This window comes from Nocardioides sp. ChNu-99 (genome assembly GCF_029493445.1).
Taxonomy (GTDB): Bacteria; Actinomycetota; Actinomycetes; order Propionibacteriales; family Nocardioidaceae; genus Nocardioides.
The window spans coordinates 1-23,277 of record NZ_JAHWBL010000030.1 but is presented as its reverse complement, the minus strand read 5'-3'; the positions used below and the strand labels follow the sequence as shown (position 1 = coordinate 23,277).

At 74.9% G+C, this 23,277-nt stretch carries 23 protein-coding genes; 5 read left to right on the top strand and 18 right to left on the bottom strand.

The features are described 5' to 3' along the window. Positions 1-267, bottom strand: a complete 267-nt coding sequence (locus tag KK617_RS11385; protein WP_277500127.1) for a DUF4229 domain-containing protein — start codon at positions 265-267, stop codon at positions 1-3. Positions 268-353: 86 nt separating this feature from the next. Between KK617_RS11385 and KK617_RS11380 the strand changes: the two genes are divergently transcribed. Beyond that, positions 354-680: a hypothetical protein gene (locus KK617_RS11380; protein WP_277500126.1), complete on the top strand. Its 327-nt coding sequence runs from the start codon at positions 354-356 to the stop codon at positions 678-680. A 342-nt stretch (positions 681-1,022) separates the two neighbouring features. Here the strand turns inward: KK617_RS11380 and ccsB are convergent, their stop codons facing one another. The 6 genes from ccsB to hemL are packed head-to-tail and all read right to left on the bottom strand — an operon-like array spanning position 1,023 to position 7,460. Beyond that, positions 1,023-2,120: a c-type cytochrome biogenesis protein CcsB gene (ccsB, locus tag KK617_RS11375; RefSeq protein WP_277500125.1), complete on the bottom strand. Its 1,098-nt coding sequence runs from the start codon at positions 2,118-2,120 to the stop codon at positions 1,023-1,025. Continuing rightward, complete coding sequence (locus KK617_RS11370) at positions 2,117-3,904, bottom strand: cytochrome c biogenesis protein ResB (protein WP_277500124.1); 1,788 nt, start codon at positions 3,902-3,904, stop codon at positions 2,117-2,119. Before KK617_RS11370 ends, ccsB begins: the two co-directional genes overlap by 4 nt. After that, positions 3,901-4,725 carry a cytochrome c biogenesis protein CcdA gene (locus tag KK617_RS11365; RefSeq protein ID WP_277500123.1) on the bottom strand — a complete coding sequence of 275 codons (825 nt, stop codon included), beginning with the start codon at positions 4,723-4,725 and terminating at the stop codon, positions 3,901-3,903. The genes KK617_RS11370 and KK617_RS11365 overlap by 4 nt, the downstream gene beginning before the upstream one ends. Next, the gene (locus tag KK617_RS11360) at positions 4,718-5,377 is read right to left on the bottom strand and encodes a TlpA disulfide reductase family protein (RefSeq protein WP_277500122.1); all 660 of its coding nucleotides are present in this window, start codon (positions 5,375-5,377) and stop codon (positions 4,718-4,720) included. The genes KK617_RS11365 and KK617_RS11360 overlap by 8 nt, the downstream gene beginning before the upstream one ends. Further along, positions 5,377-6,078, bottom strand: coding sequence for a histidine phosphatase family protein (locus tag KK617_RS11355; protein WP_277500121.1), 702 nt, complete (start codon positions 6,076-6,078; stop codon positions 5,377-5,379). Before KK617_RS11355 ends, KK617_RS11360 begins: the two co-directional genes overlap by 1 nt. 47 nt (positions 6,079-6,125) lie before the next feature. After that, entirely contained in the window at positions 6,126-7,460 is a 1,335-nt protein-coding gene (gene hemL, locus KK617_RS11350; protein WP_277500120.1) for a glutamate-1-semialdehyde 2,1-aminomutase, read from the bottom strand. A 211-nt stretch (positions 7,461-7,671) separates the two neighbouring features. Here hemL and KK617_RS11345 point away from each other — a divergent pair, with 211 nt between their 5' ends. Further along, positions 7,672-8,970 (top strand): lytic murein transglycosylase, encoded by a 1,299-nt coding sequence (locus KK617_RS11345; RefSeq protein ID WP_277500119.1) that lies wholly within the window; start codon positions 7,672-7,674, stop codon positions 8,968-8,970. Between the two features lie 165 nt (positions 8,971-9,135). On the opposite strand, the gene hemB is transcribed toward KK617_RS11345, so the two are convergent. The 10 genes from hemB to KK617_RS11295 form a co-directional block, all read right to left on the bottom strand. Continuing rightward, a complete protein-coding gene (gene hemB, locus KK617_RS11340) occupies positions 9,136-10,098 on the bottom strand; it encodes a porphobilinogen synthase (RefSeq protein WP_277500118.1) in 963 nt (320 codons plus the stop codon). Between the two features lie 41 nt (positions 10,099-10,139). Further along, positions 10,140-11,843 carry a uroporphyrinogen-III synthase gene (locus KK617_RS11335; RefSeq protein WP_277500117.1) on the bottom strand — a complete coding sequence of 568 codons (1,704 nt, stop codon included), beginning with the start codon at positions 11,841-11,843 and terminating at the stop codon, positions 10,140-10,142. Next, positions 11,840-12,832 carry a hydroxymethylbilane synthase gene (gene hemC, locus KK617_RS11330; RefSeq protein ID WP_277500116.1) on the bottom strand — a complete coding sequence of 331 codons (993 nt, stop codon included), beginning with the start codon at positions 12,830-12,832 and terminating at the stop codon, positions 11,840-11,842. The genes KK617_RS11335 and hemC overlap by 4 nt, the downstream gene beginning before the upstream one ends. Next, positions 12,829-14,133, bottom strand: coding sequence for a glutamyl-tRNA reductase (locus tag KK617_RS11325; RefSeq protein WP_277500115.1), 1,305 nt, complete (start codon positions 14,131-14,133; stop codon positions 12,829-12,831). Before KK617_RS11325 ends, hemC begins: the two co-directional genes overlap by 4 nt. Further along, positions 14,130-14,891, bottom strand: coding sequence for a redox-sensing transcriptional repressor Rex (locus KK617_RS11320; protein ID WP_277500114.1), 762 nt, complete (start codon positions 14,889-14,891; stop codon positions 14,130-14,132). Before KK617_RS11320 ends, KK617_RS11325 begins: the two co-directional genes overlap by 4 nt. Before the next feature lie 154 nt (positions 14,892-15,045). Next, on the bottom strand, positions 15,046-15,453 hold the full coding sequence (locus KK617_RS11315; RefSeq protein ID WP_277500113.1) for a GtrA family protein: 408 nt from the start codon (positions 15,451-15,453) through the stop codon (positions 15,046-15,048). After that, complete coding sequence (locus KK617_RS11310; RefSeq protein ID WP_277500112.1) at positions 15,450-16,550, bottom strand: glycosyltransferase family 2 protein; 1,101 nt, start codon at positions 16,548-16,550, stop codon at positions 15,450-15,452. The genes KK617_RS11315 and KK617_RS11310 overlap by 4 nt, the downstream gene beginning before the upstream one ends. Positions 16,551-16,570: 20 nt before the next feature. Beyond that, positions 16,571-18,061, bottom strand: coding sequence for a hypothetical protein (locus KK617_RS11305; RefSeq protein WP_277500111.1), 1,491 nt, complete (start codon positions 18,059-18,061; stop codon positions 16,571-16,573). After that, a complete protein-coding gene (locus KK617_RS11300; RefSeq protein ID WP_277500110.1) occupies positions 18,058-18,639 on the bottom strand; it encodes a hypothetical protein in 582 nt (193 codons plus the stop codon). The genes KK617_RS11305 and KK617_RS11300 overlap by 4 nt, the downstream gene beginning before the upstream one ends. Beyond that, entirely contained in the window at positions 18,636-18,908 is a 273-nt protein-coding gene (locus KK617_RS11295; protein ID WP_277500109.1) for a glutaredoxin family protein, read from the bottom strand. Before KK617_RS11295 ends, KK617_RS11300 begins: the two co-directional genes overlap by 4 nt. A 141-nt stretch (positions 18,909-19,049) precedes the next feature. Here KK617_RS11295 and KK617_RS11290 point away from each other — a divergent pair, with 141 nt between their 5' ends. The 3 genes from KK617_RS11290 to KK617_RS11280 all read left to right on the top strand — a co-directional run bounded on the left by KK617_RS11290 (position 19,050) and on the right by KK617_RS11280 (position 22,198). Continuing rightward, a complete protein-coding gene (locus tag KK617_RS11290; RefSeq protein WP_277500156.1) occupies positions 19,050-19,880 on the top strand; it encodes an HAD-IB family hydrolase in 831 nt (276 codons plus the stop codon). A gap of 154 nt (positions 19,881-20,034) precedes the next feature. Beyond that, positions 20,035-20,871 carry a sigma-70 family RNA polymerase sigma factor gene (locus KK617_RS11285; RefSeq protein WP_277500108.1) on the top strand — a complete coding sequence of 279 codons (837 nt, stop codon included), beginning with the start codon at positions 20,035-20,037 and terminating at the stop codon, positions 20,869-20,871. A gap of 100 nt (positions 20,872-20,971) precedes the next feature. Then, positions 20,972-22,198 carry a DUF5667 domain-containing protein gene (locus KK617_RS11280; protein WP_277500107.1) on the top strand — a complete coding sequence of 409 codons (1,227 nt, stop codon included), beginning with the start codon at positions 20,972-20,974 and terminating at the stop codon, positions 22,196-22,198. A 70-nt stretch (positions 22,199-22,268) separates the two neighbouring features. On the opposite strand, the gene KK617_RS11275 is transcribed toward KK617_RS11280, so the two are convergent. Next, positions 22,269-23,207: a lysophospholipid acyltransferase family protein gene (locus KK617_RS11275; RefSeq protein ID WP_277500155.1), complete on the bottom strand. Its 939-nt coding sequence runs from the start codon at positions 23,205-23,207 to the stop codon at positions 22,269-22,271. Positions 23,208-23,277: the final 70 nt, after the last annotated feature.

The following is a 23,277-nucleotide window of genomic DNA, read 5'->3' as shown; positions in this document are numbered from 1 at the left end:
TCAGTCCTCGTCCTCGCGCCCGCGGGCCCTCTCGTAGTTCTCCGAGATCCGCTGCGCGCGGGCGTCGATGCGCCGTGCGAAGGCCTCGCGCGGACGGTCGAGCACGACGTAGGAGGCGATGCCTGAGATGAGGAACGCGAGGATGAGCGGCTCGAGCTGGATCAGCCCCTCCTGGTCCGTCAGCAGCGTCCAGACGCCGAGCACCACGCCGTACGCGACGACGAGCAGCGCCAGGCGCATGAGGGTGTAGACCACGAACTCCTTCACCGCGCCAGGGTAGCGACCGGCGTGCCCGCCGATGGCGCCCGGTGCGGTCGGACCGGTGCGGTTGGCCCGGTCGATAGGCTGGCGGGGTGCTGAAGTTCGTGCTGGTCGTCCTCGTGGTCGTGGCCTGCATCTACTTCGCCCTGAGGCTGCTCGACAAGCGCCGCGCCGCGGGCGGGGACTCGAACCCCGTCCCCCGTGGCCCCGTCGGCCCGGACGACGACCCCGACTTCATCTGGGGCCTCAACAAGCGCGTCCGCCGGCCCGGCACCCCGCCCGGCACACCCCCGGGCACCGCCCCGAACGCCGGCGACCCGGTCGACCCGCTCGACCTGGGCCCCGCCGACCCGCTGGAGCCGGGCGAGCCCCGCGACCCGGGCGACGAGCCCCCCGCGCCGGACGCTCCCGCCCGCTGAGTCGTCTGTAGCCGGCCCCGGAGCGCGCCGAGTCAGTCGGCGCCAGGCGCGCCCCCGAGCGCGCCGAGTCGTCGCTAGCTGCGCCCTGCGACCGACCGTGCGGCTCGCGCGGAGGTCTGCTGAGCAGACATCGAGCAGCGGATCTCCGCACAGGCGCCGCGCCCCGGCGCCCTGGCGGCCCGCAGCCGGTACGCCGCCGTACCCGGCCGGAACGCCCTCGACGAGACACTTGACGCCGCAACCCGCCACTTCCGGGTGAAAGGTTCACATGTGAAGTGGCGGGTTCCCCGGTGCACCGGGGAACCCGCCGCTCGATGGTCGTACGGCGGAGCGCCCGCCGCGTCAGGCGTAGCTGTGCATGCTCGACGACGAGAAGAAGTTGATGCCGATGAAGTTGAACCACAGCGTCGCGAGGCCGATGAGGGCCAGGATCGCGGCGTTGCGGCCCTTGAAGCCGGCGGTCGCGCGGGCGTGGAGGTAGGCCGCGTAGACGACCCAGGTGATGAACGCCCACACCTCCTTGGGGTCCCAGTTCCAATAGCGGCTCCACGCCTCGTGCGCCCAGATGGGGCCGGTGATGAGCACCGCGAAGGTCCACACGGGGAACGCGAAGGCGTGCAGGCGGTAGGTCAGGCGGTCGAGCCCGACGAGGTCGGGGACGCGGGCCAGGTAGCCGCGCACGGCCGGCGCGGCAGTCTCGCCGGCTGCGCCCACCGCGGCGGTGTCCCCCGCCGTACCGGCGCCCACTCCCGCACCCGCCAGCTCCTTGCGCTCGGCCCGCTCCTTGAGCAGGTAGAGCACCGAGGTGAAGCCGCCGAGGGTGAACGCCGCGGTCGCGATGACGGCCGAGACGACGTGGATGACGAGCCAGTAGGAGTTCAGCGCCTCCGTCAGCGGGGCGACCTCCTCGTGCAGCCAGATGACGTCGATCATCAGCAGCGTCACGACGAAGCCGGCGACGATCGGGCCGAGCCACGCGAGGTGGAAGCGACGCAGCAGCACCAGGTAGGTCAGCGAGACGAAGAAGGTGCCGGCGAGCGTGAACTCGTACATGTTGCCCCAGGGCACCCGGTTGGGGTCGGCGGCCATGCCGCGCCCGACGAGCGCCACGAAGTGCACCGCGGTGGCGATCATCGTGAGGATGATGCCGAGCCGCTCGCCCATGGCCACGCGGCGTCGAGCGCCCTCACCGGCAGTCGCGGCGACCTCGTCCTCGCTCCACGCCTCCTCGGTGGCGCCGCTGCGACGACCCGCGGGCCGGCCGGCGGACACGCCGCCCGACCGGGCGCCCGCGCCGACGGCGACCCGCTCGACGCGGCTCACCGGCACCTTCCGCAGGGACGCCCACTGCCACAGGTGGGCGATGAAGCCCAGGAAGTAGACGATGCCGCTGATCGCGACCGCCTGGTTGCTCAGCGTCTCCCACGCCTCGTTGCTCACGCCGTCTCCTCGCTCCGCTCGGCGCGCACCCGGGGTCCACGCACGTCCTCCAGGATGCCTTGCAGCTCCTCGTCGCCACCACCGGCCCCGGTGGAGCGGTCCAGCACGCCGACCACGACGAGCGTCGGACCGCCCTCGGCGTCCTGGTCGTCCTCGTCACCGCCCACGTCGCCCCAACCACCCACGGGCGCCGGGCGCACCCGCACCCACACGCGGCGGGGGCGGATGAACAGCGAGCCGAGGAGCCCCACGAGCGCGGCCACGACGCCGCCGAGAGCGACGAGCTTGCCCGGGGTCTGGCTGATCTGGATGCGGTTCCAGCGCTCGAGGCCCTCGAACTCCACCGTGCCCAGCCCGTCCGGCAGCTCCGCGACGTCGCCCACCGCGAGGTCGAACCGCACGGGCACGCCGTCGGCGTCGAGCTCGGGCTCGAGCCCGTCGCGCTGCAGCGCGTAGACCGACTGCGGGGCGCCGGAGTCCATGCCCAGGTCGCCGGTGTACATGATGAGCGACATGCGCGGGTTGCTCGCCTCGCCGAACACCGAGTAGGGCCCCGTCTCCATGTCGAAGCCGTAGTACGGGTAGAACTCGCCCTCGAGGCCGACCTGCGTGTCGAGCCCGTCCGGCACCTTGACGACGCCGAACGAGGCGAACGTGAGGTCGGTCGGCAGGAAGATCGTGGGGCCCGAGTAGGCCACCTCGCCCTCGGCGTCGCGCACCGTGATGACGGGCGCGTACCCGTGGCCGATGAGGAACAGGTCGGTGTCGCCGATGGTCAGCGGGTGGTTGACCCGCAGGTCGTAGGTCTTCTCCGGCGTCCCCTCGGTGACGTCCTCGGTGTAGCTCAGCTGGGCGCTGAACGCCCGCGCCTGCCCGAACGCCGGCCCGGAGCGGTACCAGTCGATGTCGAAGTCCTCGATCGTGTACGCGAACGGCTCCAGGTCGTCCGGCGACCACAGGCTGCCGGAGTCGAGGTCGTCGTACTGCGTCACGTTGTTGGCGAAGCCGTTGCCCACCAGCGTGATGACGCCGCCCTGGTAGCCCAGCAGGCTGCCCATCGCGAACCCGGCGAGCACGACGAGCACGGACAGGTGGAAGACGAGGTTGCCGGCCTCGCGCAGGTAGCCGCGCTCGGCGCGCACCACGACGTCCCCGGCGGCGTCCGGCTCGGGCTCCTCGACGACGCGGTAGCGCCGCTTCCGCAGCACCGCCGCCACGGCGGCCGCGGCCTCGGCGGGGCTCTCCTGCGTCCGGTACGACGTGTGGTCCGGCAGGCGGGTCAGGTTGCGCGGCGCCCGCGGGGGCTTCGCCCGCACGGCCCGCGCGTAGACCCGCAGGCGCGGCAGGATGCAGCCGACGAGGCTGATCATCAGCAGCAGGTAGATGGCCGCGAACCACGGCGAGTCGTAGACGCTGAACAGCCCGAGGCGCTCGTAGATCGGGGTGAGGCGCGGGTGGTCCTCCTGCCACTGACCGACGGCGAACGAGTCGACGTCCTCCTGCGGCACGATCGAGCCGGGGATCGCCGCGAGGGCGACGAGCAGCAGGAGCACGAGCGCGGTGCGCATGGAGGTGAGCTGGCGCCACCCCCAGCGCAGCGTCTCGCGGAAGGTCAGCTCGCCGGGCCGGCGCCCGGGCACGCCCGAGCCGGGGCCCTCGACGGGCGCCGCCCCGGGGTCGGTCGCGGGGCCCTCCGCGGCGGCGTCCCCGGTGCCGTCCCCCTCGGTGGCCGGCCAGTCGGGACGGTCGGCGGGGCCGGTCCGGCCGGTGCGTTCCGTGCTCACACGCTCACCTCGTAGCCGCTGATGAGCGAGCGCTGCAGGTCCTGCACGATGACGTCCCACCACCCGGTCACGAGCAGCACGCCCACGACGACGAGCAGCAGGCCGCCGATCCGCATGACGAGCTGCTGGCGGCGGCGCAGCCAGCCGACCGCGCGCATCGACCAGCCGAAGCCGAGGGCGAGCAGCACGAACGGGATGCCCAGGCCCAGGGCGTAGACCCCGGAGAGCAGCGCGCCGCGACCGGCCGTGCCCTCGTTGGCCGCCAGCGCCGTGATGGCCGCGAGCGTCGGGCCCACGCACGGGGTCCAGCCGAGGCCGAAGAGGAAGCCGAGCAGCGGCGCGGCCGCCAGCCCGACGCTCGGCACCGCGTGCACCCGGTAGTCGCGCTGCAGCCACGGCAGCCGCAGCCACCCGGCGAAGGCGAGGCCGAGCACGATGGTGAGCGCGCCGAGCGCGATCGTCAGCGTCCGCTGCCACTCGAAGAACCACGTGGCGATCGACGCGGAGGCCACGCCGAGGAGCACGAAGACGACCGCGAAGCCCGCGACGAACAGAAGCGCCCCGGCCAGGAGGCGGCCGCGGCGGACGCGGGTCGCCGTACCGACCCCGCCGACCCCGCCGCCCGTGGCCCCCGACGCCCCGGGCGCGCCCGTCGCCGTGGCCACCTCGGCCGCGGACATGCCCGTGGCGTAGGAGAGGTAGCCCGGCACGAGCGGCAGCACGCAGGGCGAGAAGAAGGAGACGAGGCCGGCCAGCAGGGCGACCGGTACGGCGAGCAGCAGCGACCCGCTGCCCGCCGCCTCGGCGAACGCGTCACCCACCGGAGGCCCCCGCGGTGCTCGGCGCGGTGCTCGGCTCCTCGGTCGGCAGCGTGCCCCCGGCCTCGACGACGAGGTCCTCGACGATGCCGACGAGCGTGCCCGCCGACGTCACCTGCCCGACGATGCTGGCCGCGACGCGGCCCTCGGCGTCGAGCACGAGCGTCGCCGGGATGGTGCGGGCCGGGATGGTGTCGGCGAAGGCGAGCAGCGCCCGGCCGTCGGAGGAGTAGATCGACGGGTAGGGCACGTCGAAGGTGCGCTCGAAGCTCTGGGCCTGCGCCGGGGAGCTGTCACGGCTGTTGATGCCGAGGAACGCGGCGGTGCCGTCGAGCCGCTCGGCGGCCTCGACGAGCTCGGGCGCCTCGGCGCGGCACGGCGGGCACCACGAGCCCCACACGTTCACGACGACGGGGCGGCCCCGCTCGGCGGCCAGGGACAGCGGCTCGCCGTCGAGCCCCTCGCCCTCGAGCGTGATCGGCTCCCCGCGATCGGCGGGGTCGACGAGGGTGATCTGCCCGTCGCCGGTGATGTAGCCCGAGTTCCCCGTGCTCTCCGACTCGCCGGCGCAGGCCGTCAGGGTGAGCAGCAGGGCGGTCGCGAGCGCGACCGTGAGCGACCGGACCCGCCGGGCCCGGGTGGTGCGGTGGACCATCAGGGACGCTGCTCCTCGGGGGCTCCCCCGGCGGAGAACGGCGCGGCCTTGTCGCGGGCGGGGATGAGGTCGCCGGCCGGCTCGGAGTAGGTCACCTTCGTCAGCACGTCGCCGCGGAACCACAGCGACGTCAGCGAGCAGAGCGTGCACTGGCGCTTGCGGGGGTCGTGCAGAAACGACCGGTTCTCCACGTGCAGCCGGGTCGTCCAGATCGGCAGCTGGTGGGAGACCACGACGGCCTCGTTGGCCTGGCCCGGCACGGCCTCGGGCTCCGCCGCGGCGGCGTCGCGGGCGTCGTGCACCGCGGCCAGCATGCGCGCGGCGACCTCCTTGTAGGGCTCGCCCCACGACGGCCGGAAGGGGTTCCACAGGTGCCGCCACGTGCGCGGGTCGCGCAGCGCGTTGTCGCCCTGGGCGAAGCGCTCGCCCTCGAACTTGTTCGTCGACTCGATGACCCGGGCGTCGGTGAGCACCTCGAGCCCGCGGGCGGCGGCGAGCGGCGCGATGGTCTCCTGCGCGCGCTCCAGCGGGGAGGAGCGCAGGTGCACGATCGGGCGGTCGCCGATGACCTCGGCGACCCGGTCGGCCATGGCCCGGCCGTTGGCCGAGAGGTGGAAGCCGTCACGGCGTCCGTAGAGGACGCCCTGGGGGTTGTGCACCTCGCCGTGGCGCAGCAGGTGGACGACGGTCTGCTCGGTCATCGTGTCCTCGGTCGGGTCGGGGGGCGGGCGGGTGGGGCGTCGGGGCGTCAGTACGTCGCGGCGGCGGCCCGGGCGGCGCCGGGGAGCGCCGCGAGCACGTGGCTCACGGCGGCGTCGTCGTGGGCGGCGGAGCAGAACCACACCTCGTACGCCGACGGCGGCAGGTGGACCCCCGCGTCGAGCATGGCGTGGAAGAAGGCGGCGTACGCCGGCAGGTGCTGCGCCTGCGCGTCGTCGAAGTCGCGGACGGCGCTGCGCGGCGAGGCCGGGTCGGAGAGGAAGACGGAGAACATGGTGCCGGCGCTCTGCACCAGGTGGGGGACGCCCTCGGCGGCGAGCGCGGCGGAGGCGGCGTCGGCGATCGTGCTCGCGACGGTGCCCACCCGCTCGTACACCTCGTCGGTGGCCAGGCGCAGGGTGGTGAGGCCCGCCGTGGTCGCCACGGGGTTCCCCGACAGCGTGCCGGCCTGGTAGACGGGGCCCTGGGGCGAGAGCAGCGACATCACGTCCGCTCGGCCGCCGAACGCGGCGGCGGGCAGGCCGCCGCCCATCACCTTGCCGAACGTCATGAGGTCGGGCACCCAGCCCTCGTGCGCGCCGTCGAGGCCCCAGCCGCCCTGGCGGGTGGCGCGGAAGCCGGTCATCACCTCGTCGGAGACGAAGAGGGCGCCGTGGGCGCGGCAGGTCTCCGCGAGGAACCGGTTGAAGCCCGGCTCGGGCGGGACGACGCCCATGTTGCCGGGGACGGCCTCGGTGACGAGGCAGGCGATGCGGTCGCCGTGCTCGGCGAACACCTTCTCGACGGCCGTCCGGTCGTTGTAGGGCAGCACGAGCGTGAGGTCGGTGGCCGACTGCGGGACGCCCGGCGTGCCCGGCACCGCGAACGTCGCCAGGCCCGAGCCGGCGCTCGCCAGCAGCGCGTCGACGTGGCCGTGGTAGCAGCCGGCGAACTTCACGACGACGTCGCGGCCCGTGGCCCCGCGGGCGAGGCGGATGGCCGACATCGTCGCCTCGGTGCCCGACGAGGTGAACCGCACGCGCTCCACCGGGGTGCGGGCCACGATCTCCTCGGCCAGCAGCACCTCGGTCTCGGTGGGGGTGCCGTACGACGTGCCCCGCGCCACCGCCGCCTGCACGGCCGCGACCACCTCGGGGTGGGCGTGGCCCAGCAGCATGGGGCCCCAGGAGCCGACGAGGTCGACGTACCGGTTGCCGTCGACGTCCGTCAGCCAGGCGCCCTCGGCGCTGGCGATGAACCGCGGCGTGCCCCCCACGGCACCGAAGGCCCGGACGGGCGAGTTGACGCCGCCCGGGGTCACCGCACCGGCACGCGCGAAGAGGTCCGCGGAGCGCGCGGTGGGGCGTTCGGTCGGGGCGGGCACCGGCCCATTCTCGCCGATGCGGCCAAGCCGTCGACCACCGGTCGCGCAGTTGCTCGCGCGAACCCATGACAGGGGCGTTTCCTCAAGATATGGTCAAGGACGTTCGTGGTTGGGGTGCGGTCGTAACCTGCCGGGAACAGAAGCGTTGTCCACGTCACACGGCTTGAGGGAGCCGCACGACGGTCCGCACTGGTCACCAGGGGAGAGAACGATGAGCACAACCCGCTTCGCGCGGTGGCAGAAGGCCACCGCGCTCGCGCCCATGGCGGCCCTGTCCGCGGCCTGCACCGTCGCGATCGCCGGGGCCGGCGGCCCGGTCGGCACGCTGACCGCGGCCGACGAGGGCGGCGCGACCCCGGGTGCGGTCGAGGTGCCCGAGGCGGCCGTCGAGGCCCCCGCGAGCGTCTCCCTCCCCGAGGCCGTCTCCGCGGCGCAGACCGACAGCTCCATCGTGAGCGCGTCGAGCACGAGCGGCATCCCCGCGGTCGCGCTGGGCGCCTACCAGCGGGCGCAGACGATCATCAACGGCGCCGACTCCTCGTGCCGCATCTCGTGGCAGCTCGTGGCGGCCATCGGTCGTGTCGAGTCCGACCACGGCCGGTACGGCGGCACGCAGCTCGACGAGAAGGGCGTGGCGACGCCGGGCATCTTCGGCATCCCCCTCGACGGCTCGAACGGCACGGCGCGGATCATGGACACCGACGCGGCCGAGCTCGACAACGACGCGACGTACGACCGTGCGGTCGGCCCCATGCAGTTCATCCCCTCCACGTGGCGCGTCGTCGGCGTCGACGCCGACCGCGACGGCGTGCGCGACCCGCAGAACATCCACGACGCGGCGCTCGCCACGGCCGTGTACCTGTGCTCGGGCGACGAGGACCTGTCCACCGAGGCCGGGAAGCGCTCGGCGGTGCACCGCTACAACCACAGCGACGAGTACGTGAACCTCGTGCTCGCCATCGAGGAGGCCTACCTCGAGGGCGAGTACACGTCGGTCCCGAACGCGGTCGCGGCGTCGAACTACTTCGTCCCCGACCCGGTCACGACCCGCCCGAACGACGGCGGCTCGACCGACACCGCGGTCCCGGGTCGTCCCGGCGCCCCGGCGGCCGGCGGCACGGGCGGCACCGGTGCCGGCGCGACGCCCGGCACGGGTGGCGGCACCGGCAGCGGCTCGACCCCGGGCACCGGCGGCGGGTCCACGCCCGGCACGGGCGGCGGCTCCACGCCGGGCACCGGCGGTGGTTCGGGCGGCGGCACCGGCGGCGGCTCGACCCCGGTCACGCCGCCCCCGGCTCCCGAGCCTGAGCCCCCGGCACCCACCGTGCCGCCCGTCGCCGAGATCCCCGGCACGATCGTGGAGCAGGTTCTCTACACGGCCGACGTCGCCCGGCGGGAATGCCTCGCGGACCTGAACCTCTTGGGCATCGTCGCCGGACTGCTCACGCCCAACCAGAAGAATCTCCTGAACCGGTGCATCAACGCACTGGTGGGCACGCCCGTTCCCTGATCTCCCCCGCGCAGCGCCCCGGTTCTCCTCCTGGAGCCGGGGCCCTGTTGCGTCCGGGACCTGCAGCACCGCCCTCGCTCGCCCGTAGTCCCTGACGTTCTCGTCGCGACACGCCGGGCGGGACGTGGAGAACGTCAGGGACTATGCAGCCTGCGGGCGGGGGACTCAGGCGCGCAGCAGCCGGGCGGCCTCGGCGGCCCAGTAGGTGAGCACGACGTCGGCGCCGGCGCGGCGGATGGACGTCAGCGTCTCGAGGATCGCGGCCTCGCGGTCGATCCAGCCGTGGGCCGCGGCGGCCTCGAGCATCGCGTACTCGCCCGAGATGTTGTACGCCGCGACCGGCACGTCGACGGCGTCGCGCACCCGTCGTACGACGTCGAGGTAGGCGAGCGCCGGCTTCACCATCACCATGTCCGCGCCCTGCGCGACGTCGAGCAGCGCCTCGCGCACGCCCTCGACGGCGTTGGCGCCGTCCTGCTGGTAGGTACGGCGGTCGCCGACCAGCGAGGAGTCGACGGCCTCGCGGAAGGGGCCGTAGAAGGCGGAGGCGTACTTCGCCGAGTAGGCGAGGATCGCCACGTCGCTCGCGCCGGCGCCGTCGAGCGCGGCGCGGATGACGGCGACCTGGCCGTCCATCATGCCGCTGGGCCCGACCACGTCGGCGCCGGCGGCGGCCTGGGCGCGGGCCATCTCGGCGTACACCTCGAGCGTCGCGTCGTTGTCCACCCGACCGTGGTCGTCGAGCAGGCCGCAGTGGCCGTGGTCGGTGAACTCGTCGAGGCACAGGTCGGCCATCACGGGCAGGGCGTCGCCCACCTCCGCGGCGACGTCGGCGATCGCGACGTTGAGGATGCCGGCCGGGTCGACCGCGCCGGAGCCCGTCGCGTCCTTCGCCTCCGGCACGCCGAAGAGCATGATCCCGCCGAGCCCCAGCTCGGCCGCCTCGACGGCGGCCGCGCGCAGCGAGTCCCGCGTGTGCTGCGCGACCCCCGGCATCGACGAGATCGGCACCGGCTGGGTCGCGCCCTCGCGCACGAACACGGGCAGCACCAGCTGCCGGGGCCGCACGGAGGTCTCGGCGACGAGCTCCCGCAGCGCGGGGGTACGCCGGAGCCGGCGCGGCCGCACGACGGGGGGCCGCGCCGGGAGGTCGCCCGACCCGGTGGCGCTCAGTTCGAGACCTTCCGGCGCGCCGACGCCTTGCGGTCCGACGGCTTGGTGACGGGCTGCCCGGACTCCAGCAGCCCGAGCCGGCGGGTCGCGCCGAAGTCGGCCAGCGCGTCCACGAGCGCCTCCATCGACGGCGAGGGAGCCATGACGTCGACCCGCAGGCCGTGCTCCTCGGCCGTCTTGGCCGTGGCGGGCCCGATGACCGCGATGACCGTCGACGGGTGCGGCTTGCCGGCGATGCCGACGAGGTTGCGCACCGTCGAGGACGACGTGAAGACGACCGCGTCGAACTTGCCGGTCTTGATGGCGTCGCGCACCGGCGCGGCCGGCGGCGCGGCGCGCACGGTGCGGTAGGCCGTCACGTCGTCGCACTCCCAGCCCTTGTCGACGAGGCCCGCGACCAGGTTCTCCGTCGCGATGTCGGCGCGCGGGAGGAAGACGCGGTTGATCGGGTCGAGCACGTCGTCGTACTCGGGCCAGTCCTCGAGCAGCCCGGCGGCCGACTGCTCGCCGGAGGGCACGAGGTCGGCGCGCAGGCCCCAGGCCGCGATGGCCTCGGCCGTCTTGTCGCCGACCGCGGCGATCTTGAGGCCCGAGAACGCGCGGGCGTCGAGCCCGTACTCCTCGAACTTCTCGCGCACGGCGCGCACCGCGTTCACCGAGGTGAAGGCGATCCACTCGTAGCGGCCCTCGACGAGGCCGCGCACGGCCTTGTCCATCTGCTGCGGGTTGCGGGGCGGCTCGACCGAGATGGTCGGCACCTCCTCGGGCACCGCGCCGTACCCCCGCAGGCGGGCGGACAGCGCGCCGGCCTGGTCCTTCGTGCGGGGCACCAGCGCGCGCCAGCCGAACAGCGGCTTGGTCTCGAACCACGACAGCGTCTCGCGCAGGTCGACGACCTCGCCGACGACCGTGACGGCCGGCGGCTGGATCCGGGCGGCGCGGGCGTCGGCCGCGATGTGCTCCAGGGTCGAGGTGACGGTGACCTGATCGGTCGTCGTGCCGACCCGGGTCATGGCGACCGGCGTCGTGGCGGCCCGGCCGGCGGCGACGAGCGCCGAGGCGACCTCCGCGATCGGGCCGACCGAGCTGAGCAGCACCAGCGTGCGGCCGTCGGCGTACGCGTTCCAGTCCACCTTGTCGGTGCAGGCCACGACGGTGACCTCGCGGTGGTTGCGGGTCGTCAGCGGGATGCCCGCGTACGCCGGCACCGCGGTCGCCGACGAGACGCCCGGCACGATCTCGAAGCCGATGCCGGCCTTGACGCAGGCCTGCGCCTCCTCGGGGCCCGAGGCGTAGAGGAACGGGTCGCCCGTCATGAGGCGCACGACGCGGGCGCCGCTGCGCGCGTGCTTGAGCACGACCTTGGCCCGCGCGGCGTGGGTGAGCGGCTGGCCGTCCTCGCCGAAGCCGCCGTCGACGAAGGTCGGCGCGGTGTCGACGACGGTCTCGACGCCGTCGGCGTCCTTGACGACCGTCGGGGTCGGGATGCCGAGCGCGGAGCGCACGAGGAGCTCGTGGTCGGGTGCCTCGGTCACGACGACGTCCGCGTCGCGCAGCAGGTCGAGAGCACGGACCGTCAGCAGGCCCGGGTCACCCGGTCCGCTGCCGACGAACGAGACCCACCCGGTGCCCTCGGGTGCGCCGGCGGCGCCCCCCGTGGAGGTGGCGGTGGTGCTCGGAGTGGCGGTACGTCGCGTCATGCGTGCTGCTCTCTCACTCGGTCGGGACCCTCTGGCTGAGGGCCTTCCATCAGGTCGGCGGCACCGTCGGCCAGCATCTCCTGGCCGAGGCGGCTCCCGACGCCGTGGGCGTCGCCGGGGGAGCCGGTGGAGGACATCCGGATGCTGAGGGCGCCGTCGACGGAGAGCACCACGGCACGCAGCCACAGCTCCTCCCCCTCGTCGCCCTCGACCACCTCGGCCAGCGCCCCGACGGGCGCGGAGCACCCGGCCTCCAGCGTGGAGAGCACGGCGCGCTCGGCGGTCACGGCCGCCCGGGTGCCGGGGTCGTCGAGCGCTCCGAGCAGCTCCACCAGGTCGGCGTCGGCGGCCCGGCACTCGACGGCCAGGGCTCCCTGGCCGGGCGCGGGGAGCATCTGGAACGGGTCGATGGTCTCGGTGACCTCGGCCTCGCGGCCCAGGCGGGCGAGCCCGGCGCGGGCCAGGAGCACGGCGTCGACCTCGCCGGCGGCGATCTTGCCGATGCGCGTGTCGACGTTGCCGCGGATGGCCACGATCTCGAGGCCCAGGCCGAGGGCCGCGAGCTGGGCGGCCCGGCGCGGCGAGCCGGTCCCCACGCGGCTGCCGACCGGCAGCTCGCCGAGCGTCAGCCCGTCGCGGGCCACGACCACGTCGCGTGGGTCCTCCCGGGGGGGTACGGCGGCGAGCGCGATGCCCGCGGCCGACCCGGTCGGCAGGTCCTTCAGCGAGTGGACGGCCAGGTCGACCTCGCCGTCGAGCAGCGCGTCGCGCAGCGCGCTGACGAACACGCCGGTGCCGCCGATGCTCGCGAGCGGGGCGCGGTTCACGTCGCCGTGGGTCGTCACCTCGACGAGCTCGACGGGCCGGCCGGTGCGCTCGGTGATGAGCGCCGCGACGTGACCCGACTGCGTCGTGGCGAGCGCGGAGGCGCGGGTGCCCAGGCGCAGGGGGCGCTGGGCGGCGGTGCCGGTGGGGGTTGCGGCGGTCACGGGCGTCCTCCCGGCCGGGTCACGGCGTCGACCGCGTCGGGGTCGAGGGCGAACAGCTCGGCCAGCGCGGCGGCGTACGACACCGCGCCCTGCTCGTTGGCGAGCTGCTTCACGCGCACCGTGGGCTGGTGGAGCAGCTTGTCGGCGACGCGGCGCACCGTCTGCAGCACCTCGGCGCGCGCGGCGGGGTCGAGGTGGGGCAGGCGACCGTCGAGGCGGGCCATCTCCGCCTCCACGACGGTCGTCGCCATCGTGCGCAGCGCGACCACCGTCGGCGTCACGCTCGCCTGGCGGCGGGCCGAGGTGAAGGCCGCGATCTCCTGGGTGACGATCTCGCGCACCGCGTCGATGCCGGGGGCGACCTCGGCGATGCGCAGCTCGTCGGCCAGGCGGGCGAGCCCGAGCAGCAGCACGCCGGGCAGCTCGGCCACACCGGGCTCCACGTCGTGGGGCAGGGCGAGGTCGACGACGGCCAGCGGCCGGGCCGGGTCGTCGTGGCCACTGCGGGCGCGCTCGACGAGCTCGCGGGTCAGCACGGTGCCGGTCGAGCCGGTGCAGGACACGACGACGTCGGCGCCGACCAGCTCGCGCTCGAGGTCGGGCAGCTGGGCCGAGCGTGCGCCGTACTCCCCCGCCAGGCGGGAGGCGTTGGGCTCGGTGCGGTTGACGACGACGAGCTCGGCCACGCCGGCGCGGGCGAGCGTGGCGGTCGCCAGCGACGCCATCGCCCCGGCGCCGACGACGACGGCGCGGCGCCCGGCGAGGCCGCCGACCTGCGGCGCGGCGAGCTCGAGCGCGGCCGTCACCAGGGACGGGGCGGCGCGGTCGATGTCGGTCTCGGCGTGGGCGCGCTTGCCCACGCGCAGCGCCTGCTGGAACAGCACGTTGAGGGCGGGCCCGACCGTGCCCAGCTCCTGGCCGAGGCGCAGCGCCTCGCGGGCCTGGCCGAGGATCTGGCCCTCGCCGACGACCATCGAGTCGAGGCCGGCGGCCACCCGGAAGAGGTGGGAGACGGCGGCGTCGTCGTAGTGCACGTACAGGTGCGGGAGCATCGCCTCGGTCGTCGCGCCGCCCCGCTCGATGAGCAGCCGCGAGATCGTCTCGATGCTGCCGTGGAAGCGCTCGACCTCGGTGTAGATCTCGAGGCGGTTGCACGTCGCGATCACCGTCGCCTCGGTGACGTGCTCCGCGTTCGCCACCTCCGCGACCAGCTTCTGGGCGCCCTCGGCGTCCAGCGCCAGCCGCTCCAGCACGGCCACCGGCGCCGAGTGGTGGGAGACCCCCACGACCAGCACGCTCATCGCGACTCCTCCCCGTGGCCCGCGGCGACGACCCGTCGCCCGTGGCCGTCCGTTCCGACGCCGTCGTGGTGGTGCCCGCCCGCGCCCGTGGCTCCCCCGACGTACGACGGGGAGCGGCGCTGCTCGTGGAAGGCCAGGATCTGCAGCTCGATGGACAGGTCCACCTTGCGCACCTCCACGCCCTCGGGGACGACGAGCACCGTCGGCGCGAAGTTGAGGATGCTGGCGACGCCCGCGGCGACGAGGCGGTCGGCCACGTCCTGGGCGGCCGAGGCCGGCGTGGCGATGACGCCGATCGCGACGTCGAGGCTGGCGACGACGTCCTCGAGCTCGGCCACGGGGCGCACGCCCAGCCCGGCCACGCCGGTGCCGAAGAGGCGGGGGTCGGCGTCGAGCAGCGCGACGACCCGGAAGCCGCGCGAGCGGAACCCCGCGTAGTTCGCGAGCGCCTGCCCGAGGTTGCCGAGGCCCACCACGACCACGTTGCGGTCCTGGGTCAGCCCGATCTCGTGGGCGATCTGGTAGCGCAGGTTCTCGACGTCGTAGCCGACGCCGCGGGTGCCGTAGGAGCCCAGGTGCGAGAGGTCCTTGCGCAGCATGGCGGAGTTCACCCCGGCGGCCGCGGCGAGGTCCTCGCTCGAGCACGTGGGGGTGGCCGACTCGGCCAGCGCGGTCAGGGCACGGAGGTACAGGGGAAGCCGCGCGACGGTGGCCTCCGGGATGCCCCGGGGGCTCTCGGCCTGGGTCCGTGCAGTCAACGTGTCTCGTCTCCAGCCGCGCACGGGCTCGCCTGTGTCAGGAGGGCGGAACCGGGGGGCACCTGGGGGCGCGCGCGGCCCGCTCACTGTAGGAGTTCGCGAACGGCAGGACAAACCGACGAGGCCCTCGTCGGGCAGCGCGCGACGGCGCCGGTCAGGCTCCTGCGTCCGGCTCGGCGGCCCGACGGGGCCACACGACGAAGCGGTAGGCCGCGAAGTTGACGACGAGGCTGCAACCTATCGCAAGCACCTTCGCCACGATCACGGGGTCGACCACCCACAGCAGCGCGTGGATGACGAGCGGCTGGAGCACCCACATCGTCGCGCCCGTCGTGGCCACGAAGAGCAGCGCGTGGCGCAGCGTGAGGCGGGCGGCGTCGAACGTGAAGAGGCCGTTGACGACGAAGCTGAACATCATCCCGGCGCTCGTGGAGACCAGGTTGGCCAGGGTGATGCCGAGCGGCCCGTGGAGCAGCCAGAAGATCCCGACGTCGAGGGCGGTGTTGACCACTCCGACGCCCGCGAAGCGCAGCTGCGGCGGGAGCCGGCGCAGCAGCCTCACCGGTGGGTCGCCCCGCGGCGCCGCTCGCCGGACGACACCGCCGGCGGGGCGCTGCGCGGGCCCCGGGCCACGAGCGCGAGCGAGTAGAGCGGCCGGTCCTGCGTCTCGACGTACACGCGGCCGAGGTAGGAGCCGATGACGCCCATCATGATCAGCTGCAGGCCCGACAGCAGGAACATGCCGGCGCCGAGGAACGCCCAGCCCGGCACGGCCTCCTCCGGGGTGACCAGCCGCACGTAGAGCACGTAGCCCGCGACCACCAGGCTGAGCGCGGAGATGAGCACGCCCAGCTTGCTGATGAGCCGCAGCGGGGCGGTGGAGAAGCCGAGGATGCCGTGCGAGGCGAAGGAGATCATGGCCCGCAGCGGGTAGCCGGTGGAACCGGCGAACCGCTCGTCGCGGTCGAACAGCACGGCCTCCTGGCGGAAGCCGACGTGCGCCACGATGCCGCGCAGGAAGCGGCCGTGCTCGCGGTAGCGGCCGATCTCCGCGACGACCCGGGCGTCCATCAGCCGGAAGTCGCCGGTGTCGCGCGGGATGTCCACGTCGGCCATCCGGGCGAGCAGCTTGTAGAACGCCCAGGCGGTGAGCCGCTTGAAGCGCGTGTCCTGCCGGGTGCGGCGCTGGGCGTAGACGACGTCGGCGCCCGCCTCCCAGCGCTCGACGAGCTCGAGGCTGACCCGCGGCGGGTCCTGCAGGTCGGTGTCCATGACCACGACCGCGTCGGCGTCGCCGACCGCGTCGAGGCCCGCGGTCACCGCGAGCTGGTGGCCGAAGTTGCGCGACAGGGCGATGACGGTCACGCGGTCGTCGGTCTCGCGCAGCGCGAGGAGGCGGTCCAGGGAGTCGTCGGCGCTGCCGTCGTCGACGTAGACGAACTCGACGTCGAGGTCGGGGCGCTGCGCCACCGTCTCCGACAGGGTGCGGTGGAAGGTCTCCACGACCTCGGCCTCGTCGTACACGGGCAGCACGTAGGCCAACCGGCGCCGACCACCGGTCTCCCCGCTGGTCGTCGCCGTCGCGGCCACCTGCTCCGCGTGCACCTGCTGCGCCTCCACGACCCGCTCCTCCTGCTCGTCCGTCTGCTCGTCCGTCACCGTCGTCCCATCATCGGGCCTCACCCCAGGGCCGCCAGGACCAGCACGCCGGCCGCCACCAGCACGCAGCCCACCGCCAGCAGCGCCTGCACCCGCACCAGCCAGGTGCCGTACGCCGCGTCGATCCCCGCGCGTCCCGGGGCCACCTCGGGCGCCGGCACGAACCCCGCGGGGTACGGCGCACCCTCCCGCCGCGAGCGCGCGACCGCCCACACCCAGGCCGCGCCCAGCCCGAGGACCGGCGCGGCGGTGGTCCAGTAGCGGGGACCCGAGACGTGCACGAACGGCTGGGTCAGCAGGGCCCCCAGCGACAGCGTCAGCAGCACGCCGAGCACCTGGAGGTCGCGGTGGCGGCGGGCCACCGTCAGCAGCAGCGCGACCCCCGCGGCGAACCCCGACCACACCATCACGTCGGTCACGCCCTCGGCGAGCACCCGCGACGGGCCGGCCGGGGCGCCGAGCCACGTCAGGAACCGGTCGGGGTCCTTCGTGTAGTCGTGCAGGTTGCGCAGCACGTCGCGGGAGTAGGAGCCCGGCGTGACGTCGGCCCGGGCGTGGGTCGACATCTGCTCCAGCACCTCCGTCTCGGGGGTGCCGGTGGCCGCGCCCGTCTCCCGGGCGTAGCGCAACGGGCTGAACCACAGCGTCGACCCCGGGTCGCAGGGCCCGAAGCAGACCTCGTCGCGGTCGCCGAAGGTGTTGGCGAGCACGGTGGGCACCGTGGTGGTGGTGACCACGGGCGCGTCCAGGGCTGCCGACGCCGCGACCGACCAGGGGGTGAGCAGGGCGACGAACGCGACGCCGCCGAGGGCTGCGACGGCGAGGCCGCGCAGCCGCTCCCGGCCCCGCAGCAGCAGCACGGCGGCGAGCACCGTGACGACCCCGAGACCCACGACCAGCAGCGAGGTGCTCGAGCGGAGGTAGACCGCCGCGACCGCGAGCACCCCCAGACCGACGCCGCGGCCCCACGACGGGGCCCTGCCCGCGCGCAGGCCGCGCCCGACCACGACGAGCTCGCAGAGCAGCAGCACCACGACGAGACCGGCGAGCAGGTCGCCCCACACGCCCATCGAGAACGCGGCCCAGGTCGGCACCAGGCCGGGCAGCACCAGCAGCGCCCCGGCGGGCACCGCGCCGAGCACGCCCCGCACGCGCCAGGCCGCGAGCAGCAGCAGGAGCGTGGACACGACCGCGAGGTAGGCCCGCAGACCGGCGACGTCCCCGTCCGGCACCACGAGGAACCAGGGCGCGGTCACGACCGCCATGCCGGGCATGAACCAGCCGCTGGCCACCACGTTGCGCGAGAGCTCGGCGGTGTCGGGGGCCCGCAGCGACCCGAGGTCGCGGGCGAGGTTGGACAGGGCGCGACCGCCGTCGGCGTACGCCGCCTCGTCACCGTGCAGCGCGCCGTCGCCGACGAGCGTGAAGACCCAGGCCGCGACGAGGACGTGCGCCAGCGCGAGGCCGAGCAGGACGCGGTCGGAGCGGGTCAGCCCCCGCAGCCACCTCACTCCCACCACTCCCCCGGGCGGTCGCCGAAGCGCTTCGTGGTCGTCACGGCGTCGCACGGGGGGTCGGTGCGGGCCGGGGCGGCGACGGGCAGGTCGAGGACGGCCTCGCCGCGCACGAGCAGCGGCGGCTCGTCGTCGAAGGACCGCAGCTCGACGACCACGCGCTCGCCGGCGGGGCCGCTCAGTCGCAGGACGCCGTCGGCGGGTCCCGACGTCGCGTCCGTGACGGTGAACCCGACGGCGGTGAACGCCTCCTCGAGCGCCGTCGCCGCCTCCGGCAGCCCGACCTCCGACCAGTGCAGGACGAGGCGGCGGCGCGGGCCGGCGTCGGTGGCGACGTCGCCGTCGCTGCGCACGACGAACGCCAGGTCGGGTCGCGCGTCGCCCGGCAGCGGGAAGCAGCCGTCGAGGACCGTGTTGCCCACGAGGGCCGGGCGGTAGCTGCCGCTGGGGCGCGCGCGCCCGAAGGAGTCGCCCAGCACGGCGAGCACGACGAGGACGACGGCCAGCACGGCGACCGCGGCGAGGGCGCGTCGCCGTACCGGGCCGCGGGAGCGGGGGTGGGAGCGGGCGGTCACGCGGTGAGGGCGGACCGGAGCCGCTCGGCGTCGACGCGCCAGAAGTCGTGCTGCCGCCCGTCGACGAACGTCACCGGGATCTCGTCGGGGTCGATGCGGGCCGCCGTCGCGGCCTCGTCGTCCTCGTCCACGTCGACCTCCACGAAGCGCTCGCCGAGCTCCGCGCACACCTGGGCGACGACGGCGCGGGCCTCGTCGCACAGGTGGCAGCCCTCGCGTCCGTAGAGCACGACGCGGGCGTCGCCGGGCGAGATCGGTGGAAGTGACACGCCCCGCATTCTAGGCTGCGACCTGTGCCCCACCCCGACGACGAGAGCCCGGCTCCCGAGGGACCGGTCGAGCCGGACGAGCGTCCGCAGTCGCGCCCGCTCGCCGGGCGACGCCCCACGGACCTGCGCCGCCGCTCCCGCCTGGCCGGCGAGGCCTCCGCCGCGGCCGCCGAGGTCGAGTCGGCGCTCGACATGCCCCGCGACCCCACGTCGGCGGCGTTCTTCGACGTCGACAACACGCTCATGCAGGGGGCGAGCATCTTCCACCTCGCCCGCGGCCTGCACCGTCGCGAGTTCTTCACGACGCGCGAGATCGCCGGCGCGGTCTGGAAGCAGGCCTACTTCCGCGTCGTGGGGGTCGAGGACCCGGCGCACGTGGCGGACGCCCGCAACTCCGCGCTGGGCTTCATCGCCGGCCACACCGTCGGCGAGCTCGAGTCGCTCGTCGAGGAGATCTTCGACGAGGCCATGGCCGCGAAGATCTGGCCGGGCACGCGGGCGCTCGCGCAGCTCCACCTCGACCAGGGCCAGCGGGTCTGGCTCGTCACCGCCGCACCCATCGAGGTGGCCACGATGATCGCGCGCCGCCTCGGCCTGACCGGCGCGCTGGGCACGGTGGCCGAGCACGTCGACGGCGTCTACACCGGCCGGCTCGTCGGCGAGATGCTCCACGGCCCCGCGAAGAGCGAGGCCGTCAAGGCGCTCGCCGCGCGGGAGGGGCTCGACCTGTCGCGGTGCTCGGCGTACTCCGACTCCGCCAACGACCTCCCCCTGCTCGGGCTCGTCGGCGACCCCTGCGCCGTCAACCCCGACGCCCGCCTGCGCGCCTTCGCCCGCGAGCGGGGCTGGCGGGTGCGCGACTACCGCACCGGGCGCAAGGCCGCCCGCGCCGGCGTGCTCGCCGGCGTCGCCGCAGGTGCGGTGGGCGGCGCCGTGGCCGCCGGTACGGCGCTGCGCAGCCACCGCCGCTGAGCCCGCGTCCGCCGTCCGGCGAAGAATTTTCCGACGAGTAGGTCGGTTCGCCGCAGATCGCTCCCGGGTTTGCCGATAACGGTTCACAAGCCTGGGACGTCGGCCTACATTGGGCCGACGTCTCGGGGGGAGACGGCGTTCCGGGGAGGGCACGATGAGCACAGCAGGTCGGCGCACGCCTGCCGTCGGGGAGGGTCTCGACGCGCTGCGCCACGTCGTGCTCACCGCCCTCGGCGGGCTCGGCACCGAGCCCGGGCTCGCCGGTGTCCCGCACCCGACGCACCGCGTGCGCCGCTCGCCCCACGTGCTCGCGGCCACCGCGACCGACCCGGCGCGCCAGGAGGCCGCGGGCGACCGGCCGGCCGGCGGCGCCGGCGGGGGCGCGGCCCCGGACGACACCGAGGACGCGTTCTCGACCGAGGAGCGCCCCGAGGAGCGCGAGCGCCTCATCGGCCTCGTGGAGCTCGCCCGCGGCGGGGACAAGGAGGCCTTCGGCCTCCTCTACGACCACTACCACGGCGCGGTCTACCGGTTCCTCTACTACCGGACCCGCTCGGTGCCGCTGGCCGAGGACCTGACGTCGGAGACGTTCTTCCGCGCGCTGCGGCGCATGGGCGACTTCCGCTGGCAGGGTCGCGACTTCGGCGCCTGGCTGATGACGATCGCGCGCAACCTCACCACCGACCACTTCAAGGCCGGCCGCACCCGTCTCGAGCACACGGTCGAGGACATGGGCGTGCACGACGACGGCCACGACGACGGGCCGGAGAGCACGGTGCTCTCCGCCCTCACGAACGAGATCCTCATGGAGGCGCTGGGCCGCCTCCCGTCGGAGCAGCAGGACTGCCTGGTCATGCGCTTCCTGCAGGGCATGAGCATCGCTGAGACGGCGGCCGCCCTGGAGCGCACGGAGGGCGCGGTGAAGCAGCTGCAGCTGCGGGGCGTGCGCAACCTGGCGAAGCTGATGCCGGAAGGGATCAGGGAGTCGTGAGCGCCGCCGTAACCTCCCCGTCCGTGCCCTCGTTGGGCGAGGCAGTGCACCTGTCCGCCCCTCCCTCGGGCAGGGCCACCGACCTGACAGGACCCGCCTCATGATGTCCCTCCCGACGGCCCGCCGCCGTGCCGAGGAGCTCGACGTCGCGCTCGCGCAGCGGACCGGCGACGGCGCCCCTGCGCCGCGCCCCGAGCTCGCCCCCCTGCTCGAGGTGGTCGCCGCCCTGCGGGCCGAGCGCTCCACCGCCCCCGCGCCCCGCGCGGACTTCGCCGCCGACCTGCGGGCCCGCCTGCTGGCCGAGGCCGACACCGCGCTGGTGCCGGCGCCCGCCACCGACGAGGACCTGCTGCGCCTCCCCCGGCGCGAGCACCCCCCCCACCGCCGGCGCAGCCTCGTCGCCGCCGCGAGCGTGGCGGTGCTCGCCGGTGGCTCCAGCACGATGGCGTACGCCGCGCAGGACGCCCTGCCCGGCGACTCGCTCTACCCGGTCAAGCGCGCCCTCGAGGGCGCGCGGGGCACCATCAGCCTCACCGACGCCTCGCGTGGCACGGTGACGCTGCGCCACGCCGAGCAGCGCCTCGCCGAGGTGCAGGGCCTCGTGGAGCGCGACGACGCCGCCAGCACGTCGTACGTCGTGGACTCGCTCACCACCTTCGGCGAGCAGGCCGACGAGGCGGCGACCCTCCTCATCGGCGACGGCACCTCGGGCGACGACACCGACGCCACCCGCCTGCGCGAGTTCGTGCGCGACAGCCTCGGCACCCTCGCGCCGCTCGAGCCGGCACTGACCGGCGACGCCAAGACGGCGCTGGCCGACGTCGTGGGCACGCTGCAGTCGATCGACGACCGCGCGCTGACGCTCTGCCCCGACTGCGGGTCCGGCGCCGCCGTCGAGCTGCCCTTCTCCCTCGCCTCCGCCGTGGCCCTCGCCGAGGCCGGCCTCGCCGACGACCCGCTGAAGCTGCCGACCGTCGACAGTGCGGCGGGCCTGCCGCCGGGCAGCGTCAGCGGCGGCGCCGGGAGCCTCGGCGTGCCGCTGCAGGCGCCCGCACCGGCCCCGTCCACCCCGGCGGACCCGACGCAGGCTCCGCAGGCCCCGTCGACCCCGGCCACGCCCGACACCCCGGCTGCGCCGCCGGCCGGCACCACCCCGACCGTGCCCGCGCTGCCCCCGGTGCCCGGCACCGGTGGCACGGGCGTCACGGGCACGACCGACGGCGTGCTCGGCCTGACGGGCCCGCTCGCGGAGCCGCTGCGACAGCTGACCGCGCCGCTGACCGAGACGCTCGACGAGATCCTCGGGCTGGGCGGCACGCGGCCCTGACCCGCTCCGGGCGACGCACGGGTCCGGGTCAGCGGGCGGGTCGCCCCTGGCGATCAGCCGAACGCGGCGATCAGCCGAACGCGCCGCCGCGGTCGACGAGCAGGCGGTAGAGGCTCTGCTGGATCGTCTCGCGCACCTGGTCGGTCAGGTTGAACACGAGCATCGGGTCGTCGGCCGCGCCCTCGTCGTACTCGTCGGTGCGGATCGGCTCGCCGAACTCCATCACCCACTTCGACGGCAGCGGCACGAGGCCGAGGGGCCCGAGCAGCGGGAACGTCGGCGTGATGGGGATGTAGGGCATCCCCAGCAGCCGGGCCAGGGACGGCAGGTTGCCGACGAGGGGGTAGATCTCCTCGGCGCCCACGACCGACAGCGGCACGATCGGCACGCCGGTGCGCAGCGCGGCGCTCACGAACCCGCCGCGCCCGAAGCGCTGCAGCTTGTAGCGCTCGGAGAACGGCTTCCCGATCCCCTTGAAGCCCTCGGGCCACACGCCGACGAGCTCGCCGTTACGCAGCAGCCGCTCGGCGTCGTCGTTGCAGGCCAGCGTGGTGCCGCTCTTGCGCGCGAGGGCGCTGACGACGGGCAGGCGGAAGACGAGGTCGGCCCCGAGGGGGCGCAGCGAGCGGCCGGCGTGGTCGTGGACGGCGACCATCGTCATCAGGCCGTCCACCGGGACCGTGCCGGAGTGGTTCGAGACGACGAGCGCCCCGCCCTCGACGGGCACGTTCTCGATGCCGCGCACCTCGAGGCGGAACCAGCGCTGCGCGATGGGACGCAGGGCCGCGATGAAGAAGCGCTGGGTGATCTCCGCGTCGAACCCGAACTCGTCGACGACGTAGTCGCCGGTGAGGCGGCGCCGCAGGAAGGCGAGGAACCGGGCGAGCTGCGCCTCGGCGTCGTCCCCGAAGAGCTCGACCGCGGCCTGCTGGAACGCGCTCAGCCAGTCACCGACCGGGACGCCGTCGAGGGGACCGCGCTCCGCGGTGGTCGTCGGCGGGCGGCCCACGGCGCTCGCGCCCGGCTCGGCCGGGCGTGGTCCTGCGGCGGGCGGCGGCGTACGGCGGGCGCCCGCCCGC